The following is a 19,392-nucleotide window of genomic DNA, read 5'->3' on the forward strand; positions in this document are numbered from 1 at the left end:
AGGAGGCATATCCATGGCCGAATTGTTCCTCCCTGTCCTGTCCCACTTCCTCAACGGCAATCCCTGGACGGCCAGTGACGGCCGCCTGCGTTACCGGGTAGTGCCCTCCCTGGCTCAGGAGGAGGCCGACTGTATTCTCACCGCCCAGGTGTGGGAGGGCCCCTGGGCCTACGAATTTTCCCAGATCGAGGAGGAGAAGATCTTCCCCCTGTCCGAGGCAGGGCTCAAGGTCTTGCGCCAATGGCTGGGGGATTGGCGGGAGATCATCACCCAGCGGCCCCACCGCACCATGGCCGAAGACTTCGAGCGCCGGGTCAGCGACGAGACCGACCACGTGGACGGCCCAGAAAAAACCTGATAAAAAGAGAGGCTGGCAGCTTGCGCCGGCCTCTCTTTTTCCCATTCCGGACAATCTGCCCTTGACCTTTCCTTCGGATGGTTGTATAATTTACACAAATCAGGGCGGTAGTTTTTTCCTCTTTGTGTACATTTTATGATTTCCTGATTTTGGAAATTTTTCTTCTGTCTATTTTTACCAAATCCCAACGGGAGGTCATTTTATGCCAATGAACACCCAAGATACCGGCCATCCGGCCTTAGCCCGCTTCCTCCAGGGCGGCGAGACCCACCTCCAGGATTTTCTGGGCGCCCATCCCGCCGTCCAGGGCGGCACAGAGGGTTACCGCTTCCGGGTGTGGGCGCCCCACGCCAAGGAAGTCCACCTCATGGGTGACTTCAACGGCTGGCAGGAGGCCCAGTGTCCCCTGGCGCCCATCGGCGGCGGAGTCTGGGAGGTCTTTGTCCCCGGTCTGAAACGCTACGACACCTATAAGTTCGCCGTCCACACCCACGACGGCCGGGTGCTGGCCAAGTCCGACCCCTTCGCCTTCCACGCCGAAACCCGGCCGGGCAACGGCTCCAAGCTCTACGACCTGGCGGGCTATACGTGGGGCGACGACAAGTGGATGGAGTACCGCAAGACCCATCCGGTCTACACCAACCCCCTCAATATCTACGAGATCCACCTGGGCTCCTGGCGGCGCACCGGGGAAGACGAGTTCCTCTCCTACCGGGATATGGCCCAGTATCTCATCCCCTACGTCAAGGAGATGGGCTTCACCCACATCGAGGTCATGCCCCTCACCGAGCATCCCCTGGACGCCTCCTGGGGCTATCAGTGTACCGGCTACTTTGCCGCCACCAGCCGCTTTGGCGTGCCCCACGACCTGATGTGGCTCATCGACCAGTGCCACCAGGCGGGCATCGGCGTCATTCTGGACTGGGTGCCCTCCCACTTCCCCCGGGACGGCTTCGGCCTGTACCACTTTGACGGGGAGCCCTGCTACGAGTACGCCGATCCCCGGAAGGGAGAGCACAAGGAATGGGGCACCATGGTCTTTGACTACGGCCGCAACGAGGTGCGCTCCTTCCTCACCTCTTCCGCCCTGTTCTGGCTGGAGCAGTACCACGTGGACGGCCTGCGGGTAGACGCAGTGGCCTCCATGCTCTATCTGGACTACAACCGTCAGGGGGGCGAGTGGATCCCCAACGTCCACGGCGGCCACGAGAACCTGGAGGCGGTGAGTTTCCTCCAGCACCTGAACACCATGATCTTTTCCGCCCATCCCGACGTGCTGATGATCGCCGAGGAGTCCACCGCCTGGCCCCTGGTCACCGCCCCGGTGAGCGAGGGGGGACTGGGCTTCAACCTGAAGTGGAACATGGGCTGGATGAATGACATCCAGCACTATATCAAGCTGGATCCCTACTTCCGGCAGTACAACCACAAGGACATCACCTTCTCCTTTATGTACGCCTTCTCGGAGAACTTCGTGCTCCCCCTCTCCCACGACGAGGTAGTACATATGAAGGGCTCCCTGCTCAACAAGATGCCCGGAGACGACCCCCTGCGCTATGCCGGCGTGCGGGCCTTCTACACCTATATGCTCACCCATCCAGGCAAAAAGCTGCTGATGATGGGCAGCGAGTTCGGCCAGTGGAACGAGTGGCACTTCGAGCACTCTCTGGACTGGCACCTGCTGGAGCAGGAGGACGAGAGCGGAGACGGCGAGCGTCACCGCCGGCTCAGGGCCTTCGTCCAGGCGGCCAACGAGCTGTACCTGGCCCACCCCGAGCTCTGGGAGCAGGACTTTGACTGGAAGGGCTTCCAATGGCTGGAGGCGGACGACGCCCAGGCCAACACCGCCGCCTTCCTGCGCTGGAGCACCAAGGGGGAGTTCCTGGTGGTGGCGTGCAACTTCTCCCCCATCCACCGCAAGGGCTACCGGGTGGGCGTTCCTGTGGCGGGGAAATATCAGTGCCTGCTCAACTCCGACGCCGAGGAGTTCGGCGGCGGGGGCCTGGGCGACAAGGCCCTGGTCTCCTCCCAGGCCGTTGCCTGCCACGGGCAGGAGCAGTCCATGGAGATCGACCTGCCCCCCATGTCCGGGGTGATCTACCGCTGCGCCAAACGCAGCCCCGCCCCGCGGAAAAAGGCCCCGACGGGAACGGCGGCCAAAAAGCCGGGCGGCAAGGCCGGCAGGAAGGCCGCGAAGAAAACGGCCAAATGACTGTGTGAAAACCACGCGGACGACAGCGCGTGATTTTTGGGCACCATCAACAACGAGGTGATAAAATGAAAAAGGAATGTGTAGCCATGCTCTTAGCCGGTGGTCAGGGCAGCCGGCTCAAGGCCCTCACCAGCAAAGTGGCCAAGCCGGCCGTCCCCTTCGGCGGAAAGTACCGCATCATCGACTTCCCTCTCAGCAACTGTGTCAACTCCGGCATCGACACGGTGGGTGTGCTCACCCAGTATAAGCCCCTGGAGCTCAACGCCTACATCGGCAGCGGCCAGCCCTGGGATCTGGACGTGATGGACGGCGGCGTCCACATCCTGCCCCCCTATGTCCAGGAGGACGAGAAGGGCACCTGGTACAAGGGCACCGCCAACGCCATCTATCAGAACCTGAGCTTTCTGGAGCAGTATGACCCGGAGTACGTGCTCATTCTCTCCGGCGACCACATCTACAAGATGGACTACTCCAAGATGCTGGAGCATCACAAGGCCACCAATGCCGCCTGCACCATCTCGGTGATGGAGGTGCCCCTGGAGGAGGCCAGCCGCTTCGGCATCATGAATGTGGACGAGAACGACAAGATCTATGAGTTTGAGGAAAAGCCCAAAAAGCCCAAGAGCAACCTGGCCTCCATGGGCATTTACATCTTCACCTGGAGCAAGCTGCGGGACTACCTTATCGCCGACGAGAAGGACGAGAAGAGCTCCAACGACTTCGGCAAGAACATCATCCCCGCCATGCTGGGTTCCGGAGAGACTATGAGCGCCTACCGCTTTACCGGCTACTGGAAGGATGTGGGCACCATCGACTCCCTCTGGGACGCCAACATGGATCTGCTCTCCCCCATCCAGTCCGGCTTCGACCTCTATGATCCCGACTGGCCTATTTACGCCCGCACCTCGGTGCGGCCCCCCCAATTCATCGGCGCCACCGGCAGCCTGACCCACTCCATCGCCACCAGCGGCGACGAGATCTCCGGCACAGTGGATAACTCGGTGCTGTTCCACTCTGTCACCGTGGAGGAGGGCGCCACCGTGCGCTACTCCATCCTCATGCCCGGCGCGGTGGTGAAGAAGGGCGCGGTGGTGGAATACGCCATCGTGGCCGAGCGCTCCACCATCGGCCAGGGGGCCCATGTGGGCGCCGACAAATCCGGCAGCGAGGACTGGGGCATCGCCGTGGTGGCCCAGGACATTACAGTGGGTGACGGCGCGGTGGTAGAGCCCGCCGCCATGATCACCAGAAACATCAAGGGGGTGAAGGCATGAACGACCTTCATGGGATCATTTTCGCCTACCGGGAGAACCCCGACCTGCGGGAGCTGGTCCAGCTGAGAAACACCTGCTCCATCCCCTTTGGTGGTCGCTACCGCCTGGTGGATTTCGCCCTTTCCAATATGGTCAACGCCGGCATCGACGATGTGGGCCTTATCGTGTACACCTCCTACCAGTCCCTCCTTGACCACGTGGGCTCCGGCAAGGACTGGGATCTGGCCCGGAAGCGGGGCGGTCTTCGGATCCTGCCCCCCTTCAGCTTCTCCGGCAAGCACGGCGGCCGTTACCGGGGCCGCATGGACGCTCTGGCCGGCGTGTATTCCTACCTGAAGACCATCCGCCAGGACTACGTGGTGCTGGCCTCCGGCGACCTGGCGGCCAACCTGCCCATTGCCGAGGCCTTTGAGCAGCATATCAAGTCCGGGGCGGACATCACCGCCATCTGCTCCGGCACCACCTATACCGACCCCAAGCTGTGCAACTACTTCTCCGTGGACGGCCAGGGCAGGATCACCGATGTGGCCGCCTCCCCCACCCAGGTGAAGGGCGATGTGGCCTCTCTGGAGGTCTACATCCTGTCCAAGTCCCTGCTGATGAGCCTGGTGGATCAGTGCGCCGCCCACGATGTGCCCTCCTTCAGCCAGGGGGTGCTCCTGGCCAGCCTGGGCAAGCTGGATATGCGGGTCTTCCGCTTTGACGGCTACATCGCCCGGGTCACCAGCGTGGCGGGCTACTTCCAGCAGAACATGGCTCTGCTGGATCCCGGCATCCGCGCCAACCTGTTCCGCACCGACCGGCCCGTCAAAACCAAGGATCAGTCCAATCCCTCCACCTACTATGGCCCCGAATCCAAGAGCGTCAACTCTCTCATCTCCGACGGCTGCCGCATCGAGGGCACCGTCATCAACTCCATCCTGGCCCGCGGGGTGCGGGTGGAGAAGGGGGCCACGGTGGAAAACTGCATCCTGATGCAGCGCTCCTCCATCCAGGAGGGGGCGGTGCTGCGCTACGCCATCGCCGACAAGAATGTCCGGGTCTGCCCGGGGCGGATGCTCATGGGACACGGCACCTATCCCCTGGTCATCGCCAAGAACGAAATTGTGTAAAAGGAGAACTTTATGAACATCCTTTTTGCCTCCTCTGAGGTGGCCCCCTTTATCAAGACCGGCGGACTGGCCGATGTGGCCGGCTCCCTCCCCCAGGCCCTGGCCAAGCTGGGCCACGACGTGCGGGTCATCCTGCCCCTCTACGAGAAGATCGGCCAGGAGTGGCGGGAGCAGATGAACTATCTGATGAACTTCCACGTCCATCTGGCCTGGCGCACCCCGTACTGCGGCATCTTTGAGCTTCAGCGGGATGGGGTCACCTACTATTTCGTGGACAACGAGTACTACTTTAAGCGCTGGGACGTATACGGCCACTATGACGACGCCGAGCGGTACGCCTTCTTCTCCCGGGCCGTCATTGAGACCCCGGGCCATGTGGGCTTCTGCCCTGACGTGATCCACTGCAACGACTGGCAGACCGCCCTGGTACCCATCTACCTGCTGGACGAGCGGCAGCGGGTGCCAGAGCTGCGCGGCGCCAAGAGCGTCTACACCATCCACAATATCGAGTATCAGGGCCGCTATGGGCGGGATCTGCTGGAAGACCTGTTCGGCCTGCCCGGCTCCTACTTCCACGAGCGGATGCTCTCCTTTTACGGCGACATCAACCTGATGAAGGGCGCTATCTACGCCGCCGACTATGTCACCACCGTCTCCCCCACCTATGCCGGGGAGTTGAAGTACGCCTTCTATGCCCACGGGCTGGAGGGGGTCGTCGCCGACAACGAGCACAAGATCCGGGGCATCCTCAACGGCATTGACGATGTGCGCTACGATCCCCAGAGCGATCCCGGACTGGCCAAGTCCTTCAGCGCCAAGCAGATGGCCGGCAAAAAGGTCTGTAAGGCCACCCTGCAGCAGATGGCGGGGCTGGAGCAGGACGCAGACGCGCCTGTCATCGCCTGTGTGTCCCGGCTGGTGAGCCACAAGGGCTTCGACCTGGTGGTGGACGCCATCCACGACATCATGGCCGCCGGCGCCCAAATGGTAGTCCTGGGCACCGGGGAGTGGCGGTATGAAGAGGCTTTCCGCAACGCCGCCTGGCAGTATCCCGGCCGGTTCTCCGCCCAGATCATGTACTCCGACGCCTTCTCCACCGCCATCTACGGCGGCGCCGACCTGTTCCTCATGCCCTCGGTGGCGGAGCCCTGCGGCCTTTCTCAGATGATCGCTATGCGCTACGGCACCCTGCCCGTGGTGCGGGAGACCGGCGGTCTTCGGGACAGCGTGCAGCCCTGGAACCAGTTCACCGGAGAGGGTACCGGCTTCACCTTCACCAACATCGACAAGGGGGACATGATGTGGGTGGTGCGCCAGGCGGTGGAGCTCTACCACAGCGACCCCAAGGCCTGGAAGAAGCTCCAGAAAAACGCCATGACCACCGACTTCTCCTGGGGGCGCTCCGCCAAAGATTATCAGGAGGTCTACGGCTGGGTCACCGGAAAATAAACGCCTTCCTTCCCTTTCAGCAAAAAAGCCCTGCGTCCCTTGGACGCAGGGCTTTTTTACGGGATGGGCCGCTCCAGCTCGCCGGAGTCCGCCAGGCGGCGGAAGTATTCGATGACAAATTTACGAAACCGGCGTACAGGCTCCAGCTGATAGGTCTCCGGCTTCCAGGAGAGCACCAGATGGAGGGAGGGAAAGGGATCCAATATGGCCAGCTCACATAAGTTTTGCTTATCGATATCCCGCAGGGTGTAGGCGGGAATGATCGCCACCCCCAGTCCCCGCTCCACCAGATTGCGGATCATCAGCGGATCGTCGCTGTAGATGCAGCGCTTCATATGGACATGGAAGGTCTCCAGAGTCTGGTCGATGATCGAGCCGATAAACCGGTTGGGGGACACGCCGATGAGGTTGTCCCCTTCCAGGCGCCTCAGCTCGATCGCCCCCTCCCCCACCAGGGGATGGGTCTTGGGAACCAACACCCGGAAGGGATCCTCCAGCAAAACGGCGCTGGAGGATTTGGGTGGCTGGATGATGGTGCCGCCGATCATCAGGTCGTACTCCTGGTTGCGGATGATGGCGTTGTCGTTCTGGATGACATTGACCACCACATCGGGGGAATCGGCGTGGAACCGCTCCAGCAGCTCCGGCAGCAGGCTGGCCGCCGCCCGGGAGGCCAGGCGTACCGGCTGGCGGATCTGCTGGATCCCTTGAAGCTCCGTGCGGATGTCCTCCGCGCGCGCCAGAAGCTCGTGGGCCCGGGAGAGCAGCGCGCTGCCGCTCTCGGTCAGAACGATACTTCTCCCCCGCCGGGTAAACAGCTTGGTTCCCAACTCCTCCTCCAGCTTCCGGATCACCCGGCTCAAGGCCGGCTCGGACAGGTTCAGCTCATGGGCGGCCCGGGTCATATGCTCCAGCTCGGCCACCTTTATAAAATAACGCAGCTCGTATAGTTCCATTTTCATCTCTCCTGTCTTTATTAGTATAACACACTTTTCGGAGAAATGATAATATTTTTTTATCATTCATGTTTAGCGGGAATTGGATTTATTGCGTCCATATCTTTACAATAATATTGAGCATATTTTTCATTCAAGCAGAGGGAAAATATAAATAGGAGGAATATGATTATGCTTGGATACCTAACCTACTTTTCCATCGTTCTGGCCCTGTTCGTCATCGGCGACTGGCTGGGCATCTGGACCAAGGCGAAGCTGTCGTCCATCTTCGTGGTGCTCATCAGCTTCCTGCTGCTGTTCCTGTTCAAGATCGTCCCCGCCGATATCATCGACCAGGCCGGCCTCACCGCCGCCGCCAGCTGGGCCACCCCCATGCTGGTGTTCCACATGGGCACCATGATCAACCTGCGCCAGCTCATCGACGAGTGGCGCACTGTGGTCACTTCCGTCATCGGCATGATCGCCGCTATTATCGGTATCCTGCTGGTGATCCCCCTCATCGGCCGGGACGCCGCCCTGGTGAGCATCCCCGTCATCAACGGCGCCCTGGTGGCCACCAACATCATGACCGAGGCTGCCAACGCCAAGGGTCTGGAGCTGGCCGCCATGCTCCCCGCCGTGGTCTTCGCGGTGCAGAAGTTCGTGGGCACCCCCATCGTCTCCCGCTGCGGCCTTATCGAGGCCCGGAACCTCCTGGCCGACTACCGGGAGAAGAAGGCCCAGGGCATCACCCTCTCCGCCGCTCCCCAAGCCGCTGCCGAGAGCAAGAAGGTCAAATTCTACGAGAAGCATGACCGGTTCTACACCGCCAACGCCTGCATTTTCATCACTGTGCTGGGCGGCCTCATCTCCGCCTGGCTGGGCACGGTGACCCCCATCAACTACAGCATCATCGCCCTGGTCCTGTCCGTGCTGCTGTGCGAGCTGGGCCTCATCCCCCCCAAGGTGCTGGACAAGGGCAAGACCTCCGGCTTTATCACCATGGTGGTCTTCGCCGCCATCATCCCCGCCCTGGCCAAGATCTCCATGGAGAACATCGCCACTCTGGCCTTCTATGTGGTGGTCATCTTCGCCGCCACCATCATCGCCTCCCTCGTCATCGTCTGTGTGCTGCCCTGCTGGAAGGTCATGGGCTCCCGGAGCCTGGCCTTCGGCATTGCCATGTGCCAGATGCTGGGCTTCCCCTCCACCTTCCTTATCTCCAACGAGGTGGCACTGGCCCTCTCTGATACCGAGGAGGAGAAGGAGTACGTCCTGGCCAAGATCATGCCCCGCTTCGTGGTGGCCGGCCTGGCCTCTGTTACCACTCTGTCCATCATTGTGGCCGGAATCTTCGCCAACATCCTGTAAGGAGGATCCCGGAATGGAATTTCGATTTGACCCCCTCTCCTACCCCTATCCCTCCCGGCGCAGCGTGGTTTACGGCCGCCGGGGCATGGTGGCCACCGGTAACCCCCTGGCCGCCCAGGCGGGTCTGGAGATCCTGAAAAAAGGCGGAAACGCCGTTGACGCCATGATCGCCACCGCCGCCACCCTCACCGTGGTGGAGCCCACCGCCAACGGCATCGGCTCCGACGCCTTTGCCCTGGTCTGGGTCAAGGACAAGCTCTACGGCCTCAATGCCAGCGGTCCCGCCCCCGCCGCCATGACCCGGGAGGCCCTGGAGGAGCGCGGCTTCAAGGAGATGCCTGTGCTGGGTATGCTGCCCGTGACCGTCCCCGGCACCCCCGCCGGCTGGGCTGCCCTGTCGGAGCGGTTCGGCAAACTCCCCTTCGCCGAGCTCATGGAGCCCGCCGCCCGGTACGCCGAGGAGGGCTATGTGCTCCAGACCTCCGTAGGCAGCGGCTGGCCCCGGAACCTTAAAAAGTTCAACAAAGCCATTGAGAGCGACCCCACCGTGCAGGGCTGGTTCGATACCTTCCTTCCCGGCGGGAAAACCCTCGCCACCGGCGACGTGCTGGTGCTGAAGGACCACGCCGCCACCCTCCGGGAGATCGGGGCCACTAAGGCCGAGAGCTTCTACCGGGGCGCTCTGGCCGATCAGATCGACGCATACTTCCGCAAGTACGACAGCTTCCTGCGCAAGGAGGATCTGGCGGCCTACAAGCCCGAGTGGGTGGAGCCCATCTCGGTGAACTACAAGGGCTACGACGTCTACGAGATCCCCCCCAACGGCCATGGCATCTCCACCCTCATGGCGCTGAACATCCTCAAGGAGCTGGAGCTTGGGCCGGTGGACTCCTTCCAAAGCACCCACCTGCAGCTGGAGGCCATGAAGCTGGCCTTCGCCGACGCCCAGCGGTATGTGGCCGACCCCAAGTTCATGTCCACTCCGGTGGAGCGGCTGCTCAGCGACGAGTACGCCGCCCAGCGCCGCGCCCTCATCGGCTCCACCGCCCGGCTGCCTGAGCCGGGCGATCCCGTCCGGGGCGGCACGGTGTATATGTGCGCCGCCGACGGAGACGGCATGATGATCTCCTATATCCAGTCCAACTATATGGGCTTCGGCTCCGGCGTGGTGGTGCCGGGCACCGGCATCGCCATGCAGAACCGGGGCAACAACTTCTCCATGGATCCCGCTTCGGACAACTGCGTGGCCCCGGGCAAGCGGCCCTACCACACCATCATCCCCGGCTTCCTGGCCAAGGACGGCAAGCCCATTGGCCCCTTCGGCGTCATGGGCGGCTTCATGCAGCCCCAGGGCCACCTCCAGGTGGTGCTCAACACCATTGAGTACGGCATGAACCCCCAGGCCGCGCTGGATCACCCCCGCTGGCAGTGGGTGGGCAAGAACACCATCGAGGTGGAGCAGACCTTCCCCAACGACCTGGCCCAGGCCCTGCTCCGGGCCGGCCACGACATCGTGGTCAAGGCCGATCCCCTGGGCTTCGGCCGGGGCGAGATCATCTGGCGGGACGACCAGGGCATCCTCTGCGGCGCCTGCGAGCCCCGCACCGACGGCCAGGTGGCCGTGTGGTAAAGACAACAAAACGAAAAAAGCACAGGCCGCACAAAATGTGCGGCCTGTGCTTTTTTCCTTTCACGCGGCGCCTTATTCGGGCTTCTTCTCCCCCAGCAGCCGCTGGGTCAGGGGGGCCAGCAGTTTGTGAAGGCCGACGCCCAGGCCGACGTCCAGCGCCGTGGTGACGGCGTAGTAGAAAAGCCGTCCCCGGCCGATATCCAGGAAGGAGCTGAAAAACCCGTACTCCAGCACAAAGATGACGTTGAACAGGTAGATCTCAAAGCTGCACTCCCCCAAAAGGCGAAGAAACCGGCGCAGGGGGTTCTCATCCTTCAGCAGGGACAGGGCCTTGGCCCCCAGCAGGCACAGGGGCACGCACACCAGGGCAAAGGTGAGCACCGGAGAGAAGTAGATCCCGATCCGGGGGAAAAACCAGCCCGGCAGAGGCGAGAGCAGCGCGATCAGCAGCCAGCCGCCCAGGGCTTTCAGCGTCAGCTCCCGCCCCCGGGCGATGGAAAGCCCCACCAGCAGTCCCAGGAAAAACACCGGCAGGCGGTAGACAAAGTCATTGACATAGCCGTACCCCCACAGCCCCAGGCAGGTGGACAGGGGCAGCGTCAGGCAGTAGACCGCCGCTACCAGCCACTCCCCCCGCTTACAGCGGCACAAAAGCCGGAAAAAGAGAGGGGTCAGCAAATAGAATACCAGCAGGGCGGGGACATACCAGTTGAAGGTGTTGGGGATGTGACACCAGTAAAAGAGGGTGGACAGGTTCCACAGCACTGTGCGCAGGCTGGTGCGGCCCGCCGCGCGGAGGATCAGGCCGTAGACCCCCACCACCAGCCAATAGGTAGGCAGGATGCGCACGAAGCGGCGGAAGAGGTAGTCCTTCAGGCTCTGCTCCCGCCGGGACAGAGAAAGCGCCAGCCCCAGGGCGGAGAGGAAGAGGAAGATGTCCACCCCTACAAAGCCCACAGACTTGAGCCACTCTATGGGCGCGATGGGAATAGGCGCCAGAGCGTAGGTGTGGAAGAGCAGGATCCACAGCAGGGCGAGGCCCATCAGCTCCCCCCGGCACCGGCTGAGAAGACCGTAGCTCCACCCTCTTCGCAGGCTGTCGCTTTTCATTTCCCCACCCCCCTTTTTTATGCCTATTATACAGAGTTTTCCTCCCTTTCGCAAGGGGCCGCCAGCGAGGTATGAATGATTGACAACCCGGTCACAATATGGTATAGTGAAATCTGTTTCGGATGGAAACGTTTCCATCTTTTCCCATAGCGCCATTTAGAAGAGAAGGAGTGCTTTTCTTGCGTAAATACACGAAAAAAGAGCTGATGGAGCTTATCACCGGCAAGCTGCGCCGAAACTTTGGCCGGGATGTGGGCGAGGCCACTTCCCAGCAGATGTTCCTGGCCTGTGCCCTGGTGATCCGGGATATCATCTCCGTGCGGCAGCTGGAGACCTCTGAAAAGCTCCAGGAGAGCCACGCCCGGCAGGTGCATTACCTGTCCATGGAGTTCCTCATGGGCCGTTCCCTGCGGAAAAACGCCTACAATCTGGGGCTGGAAAAGCCCCTCACCGAGGCCATCGAGGCCCTGGGCTTCTCCGCCGCCGACCTGTTTGAGGAGGAGCCGGACGCGGGCCTGGGCAACGGCGGCCTGGGCCGGCTGGCCGCCTGCTATCTGGACGCCGCCACCACCGCCGAGATCCCCTTTACCGGCTATTCCATCTGCTATGAGCTGGGCATCTTCAAGCAGAAGATCATCGACGGCAAGCAGGAGGAGCTGCCCGACAACTGGCTGGACAGGGGCGGGGCCTGGCTCATCACCAAGGCCGACGAGGCCGAGGAAGTCCGCTTCGGCGGCACGGTGAAGGACGTGTGGTACCCCGACGGCACCCACGGCGTGGAACAGACCGGTTACATCCCTGTGCTGGCGGTGCCCAAGGACATGCAGATCGCGGGCTACGGCACCCGCCACGCCAATGTGCTCCGGCTCTGGGAGGCCCAGAGCACCGAGCCGGTGGATCTCAACTTCTTCAACCAGGGGGAGTACCTGAAGGCCCTGGAGAAAAAGGCCAATGCCGAGATCATCTCCAAGCAGCTCTACCCCGCCGACAACCACCGGGAGGGCAAGTCCCTGCGCCTGAAGCAGCAGTATTTCCTCTCCTCCGCCACCATCCAGTCGGTCTGCCGCAAGCACAAGACGGAATACGGCACCCTGCGGAATTTCCATGAGAAGCACGTCTTCCAAATCAACGACACCCATCCCACCCTCATCATCCCCGAGCTGATGCGCATTCTGCTGGATCAGGAGGGCTACAGCTGGGACGACGCCTGGTTCATTGTCAGCCGCAGCGTCTGCTACACCAATCACACCGTGCTCTCTGAGGCCCTGGAGCGCTGGCCCCAGGATCTGGTGGAGGAGCTGCTGCCCCGGCTGTGGCAGATCATTCTGGAGATCTCCGGCCGGTATCAGGATCAGCTCACCGCCTTCTTCCAGGGGAACATGGCCAAGGTGGAGAAAATGGCCATCGTCTGGGGCGGCGAGGTGCGCATGGCCAATCTGTGCGTGTGCGCCTGCTCCGCCGTCAACGGCGTGTCCGCCCTCCACACCGACATCCTCAAGGCCGACGTGTTCCACGACGCCTATCAGATGTTCCCCGCCAAGTTCCAGAACGTGACCAACGGTGTGGATCACCGCCGCTGGCTCAGCGAGGTGAATCCCCAGCTGGACGCCCTCATCCGGGAGTGCTGCGGCGGGGACAAGTACCTGCTCCACCCCGAGGCGCTGAAGGAGCTGGAGAAGTACGCCGGCGACGCCGCGGTGCTAGAGCGGCTGGCCGCCATCAAGAAGGCCAACAAGGAGCGCTTCGCCGCCTGGATCCAGCGGGAGAACGGCGTCAAGCTCAACACCAACGCCATGTTTGACGTACAGGTCAAGCGCCTCCATGAGTATAAGCGGCAGCTTCTCAATGTGCTGCACATCATCTATCTGTGGCAGCGGCTGCACGAAGACCCCCACTTTGAGATGACCCCCAAGGTCTACCTCTTCGGCGCCAAGGCCGCCCCCAGCTACGTGGTGGCAAAGGACATCATCCACCTCATCAATTCCGTCTCCAACACTATCAACAACGACCCTGTGTGCAAGGATAAGCTCCAGGTCTTCTTCCTGGAGAACTACCGGGTCTCCATGGCGGAGGCTCTCATGCCCGCCAGCGAGCTTTCCGAGCAGATCTCCACCGCCGGCAAGGAGGCCAGCGGCACCGGCAACATGAAGTTCATGATGAACGGCGCCGTCACCATCGGCACCCTGGACGGGGCCAACGTGGAGATGCACCAGGTGCTGGGAGACGAGAACATCTTCCTGTGCGGCCTCAACGCCCAAGAGGTGGAGGATCTCATGCGCCGGGGGTACAGTTCCTACGAGTACTACACCCGCAACCCCGCCCTTAAGGCAGTGCTGGATCAGCTCTCTGCCGGCTTTGACGACCACGTGAGCTATTCCGAGCTGGCCAAGGGCCTCCTCTTTGGCAACGGCGGCCTGGCCGACCAATACCTCCTGCTGGCCGACTTCGAGAGCTACCGGGCCGCCCAGGCCCTGGCGGGCCAGACCTACCGGGATCCCAAGGCCTGGAACCGGATGAGCCTCTACAACATCGCCCGCTCCGGTATCTTCGCCGCCGACCGTTCCATCCGGGATTACGCCGACAACATCTGGCGTGTGCCCCACAAGTAAAAAGCCAATGGCCCCGCCTCTCTGGAGAGGCGGGGCCATTTTTTGAAGAAAAGCAGCTGTTGTGAGCATTAATTGACCCATGCGGTAATTTATTTCTTAACGAAGACCATCACCTGCCGGGTCGGCGGTATCGCTCCAGCCGCGCGGCAGCCTGCGGAAAACGCTGCCTTTATAAGGTCATATATTGTCCAACTCTGTACATTCCTGGCTCTCCCAAAACTCGGCATATGCTGTTTCAAATTTATCCGGATCCATAAAGACCATCGTTATCACCCCGAAAAGATTATAGGTCAAAATAGTCCTAAAATAAATAGGTCAATTTGACATACTATGACTGGGTGATACTATGCCAAGATTGAGAGACCTTCGAAAAGCTCGGGGCTATACGCAATTGAAGATGCAGATGCTGACAGGGATCGACCAGAGCGACTATTCCAAAATCGAAACCGGACGGCGAAACATGTCTTTTGAACAATGCCGCCGACTGGCTACGGCTCTGGAAACCAGTATGGACTATCTGGCTGAACTCACCGATGAGAGCAAACCTTATCCGCAAAAGGAGCAATAAAAAGGATCTGCCTGATGAAAACAGGCAGATCCTTTCTCGCTTTATACTTCCATGATGACCGGCAGGATCATGGGGTTGCGGCGGGTCTTTTTGAAGAGGTAGCCGGAGATGTCGTTCTTCATGTCCCCCTTCACTGCCGTCCAGTCCCGGCCGTTGGCCCGGACGCTGCGCTCCATAGCCTCCAGGGCCACGGTCTTCAGCTCCTCCATCAGCCCCTCGGACTCCTTGACGTAGACAAAGCCCCGGGTGATGATATCAGGCCCGGAGAGGAGCCCGCCGTCCTCTGCGGAGACGGAGGCCACCACCACGATCATGCCGTCCTCGGCCAGATGCTTGCGGTCACGGAGCACCACCGCGCCCACGTCGCCCACGCCGTAGCCGTCCACAAACACCCGGCCGGCGGGCACCACACCGCCCATGCGCACGGCGTTGTGGCTGAGCTCAATGACCTTGCCGATGTCGGAGATGACGATGTTCCGGGGATCCATCCCCATCTCCTGGGCCAGCTTGGCGTGCACCTTCAGCATCCGCTGCTCCCCGTGGACGGGGATAAAGAACCGGGGCTTCACCAAGGCGTGAATGATCTTCAGCTCATCGGCGCAGGCGTGGCCGGAGACATGGAGGGCCCCCGCCCGCTCGTTGACCACCTCGGCCCCCTTGCGGTAGAGCTCATTGACCACATTGCCGATGGCGTTTTCATTGCCGGGAATGGCGGAGGCGGAGAAGATGACCCGGTCCCCGGCCTGGATCTCCACCTGGCGGTGGGTGTTGAAGGCCATGCGGGTCATGGCGGACATGGTCTCCCCCTGGCTGCCGGTGGTGACGATGCACACCTTGTTCTTGGGCAGGCCCTTGATCTGGTTGATGTCCACCAGTGTGCCGGCGGGTATGCTCATATATCCCAGCTCAGTGGAGACCTTGATGGCGTTCTCCATGCTCCGGCCGGTGATAGCCACCTTACGGCCGTACCGGGCGGCCACGGAGACGATCTGCTGGATGCGGTCCACGTTGGAGGCGAAGGTGGCGATGATGATACGCTCCTCACAGCCCCGGAAGAGGGCGTCGAAGCTGGCGCCCACGCTGCGCTCGGACTTGGTAAAGCCGCTTTGCTCCACGTTGGTGGAGTCGCACAGCATGGCCAGCACCCCCTCCTTCCCCAGCTGGCCCAGCCGGGCCAGGTCGATCATCCCGCCGGAGACGGGGGTGGCGTCGATCTTGAAGTCGCCGGTGTGGAGGCACAGGCCCACAGGGGTCTTGATGGCAAAGGCCACCGCATCGGCAATGGAGTGGTTGACATGGATAAACTCCACGCTGAACCGGCCCGCCTTCACGGTCTCTCCCGCCTCGCAGGTGATGAGCTTGGTTTTGCCCAGCAGGTGATGCTCCTCCAGCTTGAGCTGAATGAGGCCTGCGGACATCCGGGTGGCGTAGACCGGCACATTCAGCTCCCGGAGAAGGTACGGAAGGGAGCCGATGTGGTCCTCGTGGCCATGGGTGATGAAGACGCCCCGGATCTTGTCCCGGTTTTTGATGAGATAGGTGAAGTCGGGGATGACCACGTCGATGCCGTACATGTCGTCGTCGGGGAAGCCCATGCCGGCGTCCACCACGATCATGTCGCCGCCGTACTCATAGACGGTCATGTTCTTGCCGATCTCATTGAGACCGCCAAGGGAGATGATTTTCAGTTTTTCTGCCATAAGTTGATGCTTACACTCCTTTTTCATTACAGGACTGGTTGATATGTAGGACAAAAGGAGCGGCGGGCGCGCCAAAACAAAGCCCCTGACGCACGTCGGCCCTGTATCGCCGGTGAACGGGAGCTGCTTCTCCATTTGTCCAGTTTTGCTTTCTATTCAAGCGCCTCACACTGGCGCGAAAAGCCGCTAAAAACGCTCCTCGGGAGCGTGAACTATAGTATTATAACACACTCCACCGGAAAAGTATACCTCTATTTTTAAAGAGGCAGGATGGAACCCCATCCTGCCTCTTTTTATTCTCTCTCGTCCAGCGCGCGCAGCTTTTCCTGATATTGACCGCACAGCTCCTGGGCGGCCTCCAGGGTGGTGGCCTCGGCGATGATCCGCAGGGCCTGGCGGCGGGAGTTGGGGATCACATAGACCCAGCCCTCCCCCACCTGGATCCTGGCCCCCTCCCCTTGGCTTCGGGCGGCGGGGTCGGCCAGCGCGGCCCCCATGACCCGGCCACGGCCGGAGCGGAGGCCCACCTCTCCCCGGACAGTGGCAAAGGCGGGCAGATCATGGTTCAGGGCGGCAAGGGTCTCTCCGGTAAGGCCCATCCGGGCGCAGACCCGGCAGGCGGCAAAGACAGCGTCCCACATCCAGGGCAGCTCCTGCCACAGCCGCTGGGCCTCCTCTCCGTCCCGGCCCAGACGGAGAAGACGGCCCCGGAAGCTCTCTGCCACCCGTTCCGCCGCCGCGGGAGCCCAGGCAGGCAGGACGGCCTGCCCGCCGCCGTTTTCCAGCTCAATGCGGGTCAGCAGCACCAGCAGGTGGTCGGAGGAGATGGGCCGCCCCGTCTCATCCCAGGCGGTGAGGCGGAAGCCGCCCCAATCGGCGGAGAAGGTGGGCATTCCCCGCCCCTCCCCCCGGCTGACCTGGCAGCCCATGGCGGTAAGCGCGGCGGCCAGGACTTGATTCTCCCCGCCGGTCTTGGGTACCCACACCGACACAGGGCGCAAGGGGATCGTGGTGAGCCGGGCCCGGGCGGCGGCCTCGGCGGCATAGCTGGAGCGGACGCCGGTGATGGTCTCAAAGGCCCCCACCCTGGCCGCCGGGGCGCGGCTCCCCTCTCCGCGCAGGAGCCCGCCCTCCAGCTTGCGCTGCTCCGGGCGGCGCAGGGGCAGGCCGTCAGGGCCGAAGATGCGCACCTCGGCGGCGTCGCCGTCCTGGCTGACAAAAATACTCACGGGGATCTGGTAGGTCTTCGCCAACCAGGCCCCGGCGGAGGGACAGGGGGCGTCGTTGACCAGAGGCGTCCCCCCGGCGGCGGCCACACCGCACCCGGCGGCCCGGCCCAGCATGGCGGCAGCCTCTCCCGCCGACCAGCCCACGCCCACCTGGCCGCTTTCTCCCAGGAGCATGCCCAGCGCCAGCATGGTCTCCACAGTCACTTCCTCCCCAATGTCTCCCCGGAGAACGCCGCCGCCGGAGAATTTCAAAGGGACAGTCTCCCCGGCGGTAACCTGGGAGGCAGTGGCCTTGCCCCCCTCGGGGATCCGGCGGCGGGGCCACAGCTTCACCCCGGAGGCCACGATGGCCTCCGGGCCTATTACGGCCTCCTCCCCCAGCACTGCGCCGGGATTCACCATGGCCCGGCGGTGGACGGCGGCATTTTTGCACAGGATGGCTCCGGCCACCTCCGCCCCCTCCCCTACCGAGGCCCCCAGCAGGACGGAGCGCTCCACCACCGCCCCGGTGGCCACGGTGGAGCCCTCCCCCAGCACGGCATAGGGCCCCACGATACAGCCGGGCGCCAGGCTGACCCGTGTCCCGATCCAGCAGGGCTCCCTTACCTCTACCCCGGCGGGGCGGGGGCCCCGGCCTGTGTCCAAGTCCAGCGTCACCTTGCCCTCCAGAGCGTCGTGGACACACTCCAGGTAGGCGCCGCAGTCCCCCATATCCTGCCAGTAGCCGGGCACCTCCCAGCCGCAGAGGGTCTCCCCCCGGGCCAGGAGCTTGGGAAAGAGGTCTTTCCCGAAGTCACATTCCGCCCCGTCCTCCACCAGCTCCATGGCCTTGTGGGAGAGGATATAGACTCCGGTATTCACCAGCTCGGTGTCCACCTGGCCCCAGCTGGGCTTCTCCACAAAGCCCAGGATGCGGCCCTGGGCGTCGGTGCGCACCAGGCCGTACTCCAGGGGCTCGGCGCGGCGGCACAGGGCCAGGGAGGCCACGGAGCGGCGGCTGCGGTGGAGGGCCACGAACTGGCTTAGATCCAGGTCGCACACCGCATCGCCGCTGACCACCAGAAAATCCTCCTCCCCCAGGAAATCCATGCACTTCTTCACGCCCCCGGCAGTGCCCAGAGGCTCCTCTTCGATGAAGTAGGTCAGCTTCATGCCCTGCTCCGCGCCGTCCCCGAACCAGTCGGTCACGGCGGCGGGCAGATAGCGCAGGGTGACAGCCACGTCCCTGACGCCATAGCGGCGCAGCAGGTCTAAAATGTGCCCCAGCACAGGCTTTCCGAACAGCGGGGTCATAGGCTTAGGCCGGCCCAGAGTAAGGGGCCGCAGGCGGCTGCCCTCTCCCCCCGCCAAAATCACCGCTTTCATGGGGAACACCACCTTGTCCAGTTTTGTGATGTTCTTTATTATGCGCAAGGCGGCCCTTTACATTCGGAAAGATTTCAGGTAGAGTATAGTCGAGGTGTTTTCCATGAATATTCAAATTTTCGGCAAGAGCAAATGCTTCGACACCAAGAAGGCGGAGCGGTACTTCAAGGAGCGGCGGGTAAAATTCCAGGCGGTGGACATTCTGCGCTACGGCATGAGCCAGAAGGAGCTCCAGAGCGTGGCGCGGGCCGTGGGGCTGGAGGCCCTGGTGGATTGGAAGAATCCGGACGCCGCCCTGCTCAAGTACCTGGCCTACGACGGCGACAAGCTGGAAAAGCTCTTTGACGATCCCCGGCTCATCAAAACCCCGGTGGTACGCAACGGAAAGCAGGCCACTGTGGGTTACGAGCCAGACGTCTGGAAGACCTGGGAGTAACATGCACAGAAAAAGCGCCGGAGCCTTTGCTCCG

General features: G+C 62.3%; 14 protein-coding genes. 10 read left to right on the forward strand and 4 right to left on the reverse strand.

Annotated elements, in window-relative coordinates:
• Positions 1-13 precede the first annotated feature (13 nt).
• From NFR87_RS02085 to glgA, 5 genes are all read left to right on the forward strand, one after another.
• Positions 14-358, forward strand: a complete 345-nt coding sequence (locus NFR87_RS02085) for a hypothetical protein (RefSeq protein ID WP_251445643.1) — start codon at positions 14-16, stop codon at positions 356-358.
• Positions 359-560: 202 nt separating this feature from the next.
• Positions 561-2,570: a 1,4-alpha-glucan branching protein GlgB gene (gene glgB, locus NFR87_RS02090; protein ID WP_251445646.1), complete on the forward strand. Its 2,010-nt coding sequence runs from the start codon at positions 561-563 to the stop codon at positions 2,568-2,570.
• 65 nt (positions 2,571-2,635) lie between these two features.
• Positions 2,636-3,844 (forward strand): glucose-1-phosphate adenylyltransferase, encoded by a 1,209-nt coding sequence (locus NFR87_RS02095; RefSeq protein WP_251445649.1) that lies wholly within the window; start codon positions 2,636-2,638, stop codon positions 3,842-3,844.
• Entirely contained in the window at positions 3,841-4,956 is a 1,116-nt protein-coding gene (gene glgD / locus NFR87_RS02100) for a glucose-1-phosphate adenylyltransferase subunit GlgD (RefSeq protein ID WP_251445652.1), read from the forward strand. Before NFR87_RS02095 ends, glgD begins: the two co-directional genes overlap by 4 nt.
• A 12-nt stretch (positions 4,957-4,968) precedes the next feature.
• A complete protein-coding gene (gene glgA / locus NFR87_RS02105; RefSeq protein ID WP_251445655.1) occupies positions 4,969-6,405 on the forward strand; it encodes a glycogen synthase GlgA in 1,437 nt (478 codons plus the stop codon).
• Between the two features lie 56 nt (positions 6,406-6,461).
• On the opposite strand, the gene NFR87_RS02110 is transcribed toward glgA, so the two are convergent.
• Positions 6,462-7,361 carry a LysR family transcriptional regulator gene (locus NFR87_RS02110; protein ID WP_251445658.1) on the reverse strand — a complete coding sequence of 300 codons (900 nt, stop codon included), beginning with the start codon at positions 7,359-7,361 and terminating at the stop codon, positions 6,462-6,464.
• A 171-nt stretch (positions 7,362-7,532) separates the two neighbouring features.
• Between NFR87_RS02110 and NFR87_RS02115 the strand changes: the two genes are divergently transcribed.
• A complete protein-coding gene (locus NFR87_RS02115) occupies positions 7,533-8,711 on the forward strand; it encodes a permease (RefSeq protein ID WP_251445661.1) in 1,179 nt (392 codons plus the stop codon).
• 13 nt (positions 8,712-8,724) lie between these two features.
• Complete coding sequence (locus tag NFR87_RS02120) at positions 8,725-10,341, forward strand: gamma-glutamyltransferase family protein (RefSeq protein ID WP_251445664.1); 1,617 nt, start codon at positions 8,725-8,727, stop codon at positions 10,339-10,341.
• A 72-nt stretch (positions 10,342-10,413) separates the two neighbouring features.
• Here the strand turns inward: NFR87_RS02120 and NFR87_RS02125 are convergent, their stop codons facing one another.
• The gene (locus NFR87_RS02125; protein WP_251445668.1) at positions 10,414-11,451 is read right to left on the reverse strand and encodes an acyltransferase family protein; all 1,038 of its coding nucleotides are present in this window, start codon (positions 11,449-11,451) and stop codon (positions 10,414-10,416) included.
• 170 nt (positions 11,452-11,621) lie between these two features.
• Between NFR87_RS02125 and NFR87_RS02130 the strand changes: the two genes are divergently transcribed.
• A complete protein-coding gene (locus NFR87_RS02130) occupies positions 11,622-14,060 on the forward strand; it encodes a glycogen/starch/alpha-glucan phosphorylase (protein WP_338147027.1) in 2,439 nt (812 codons plus the stop codon).
• A gap of 346 nt (positions 14,061-14,406) precedes the next feature.
• On the forward strand, positions 14,407-14,628 hold the full coding sequence (locus NFR87_RS02135; protein ID WP_277613116.1) for a helix-turn-helix domain-containing protein: 222 nt from the start codon (positions 14,407-14,409) through the stop codon (positions 14,626-14,628).
• A 41-nt stretch (positions 14,629-14,669) separates the two neighbouring features.
• Here NFR87_RS02135 and NFR87_RS02140 read toward each other — a convergent pair whose 3' ends face one another.
• A complete protein-coding gene (locus tag NFR87_RS02140; RefSeq protein WP_251445674.1) occupies positions 14,670-16,328 on the reverse strand; it encodes a ribonuclease J in 1,659 nt (552 codons plus the stop codon).
• A gap of 293 nt (positions 16,329-16,621) precedes the next feature.
• The gene (locus tag NFR87_RS02145; RefSeq protein WP_251445677.1) at positions 16,622-18,922 is read right to left on the reverse strand and encodes a sugar phosphate nucleotidyltransferase; all 2,301 of its coding nucleotides are present in this window, start codon (positions 18,920-18,922) and stop codon (positions 16,622-16,624) included.
• Positions 18,923-19,025: 103 nt separating this feature from the next.
• Here NFR87_RS02145 and NFR87_RS02150 point away from each other — a divergent pair, with 103 nt between their 5' ends.
• A complete protein-coding gene (locus NFR87_RS02150) occupies positions 19,026-19,358 on the forward strand; it encodes an arsenate reductase family protein (RefSeq protein ID WP_251445682.1) in 333 nt (110 codons plus the stop codon).
• Positions 19,359-19,392 lie beyond the last annotated feature (34 nt).

It is taken from the genome of Vermiculatibacterium agrestimuris (assembly GCF_943193085.1).
Classification (GTDB): Bacteria; Bacillota; Clostridia; order Oscillospirales; family Oscillospiraceae; genus Vermiculatibacterium; species Vermiculatibacterium agrestimuris.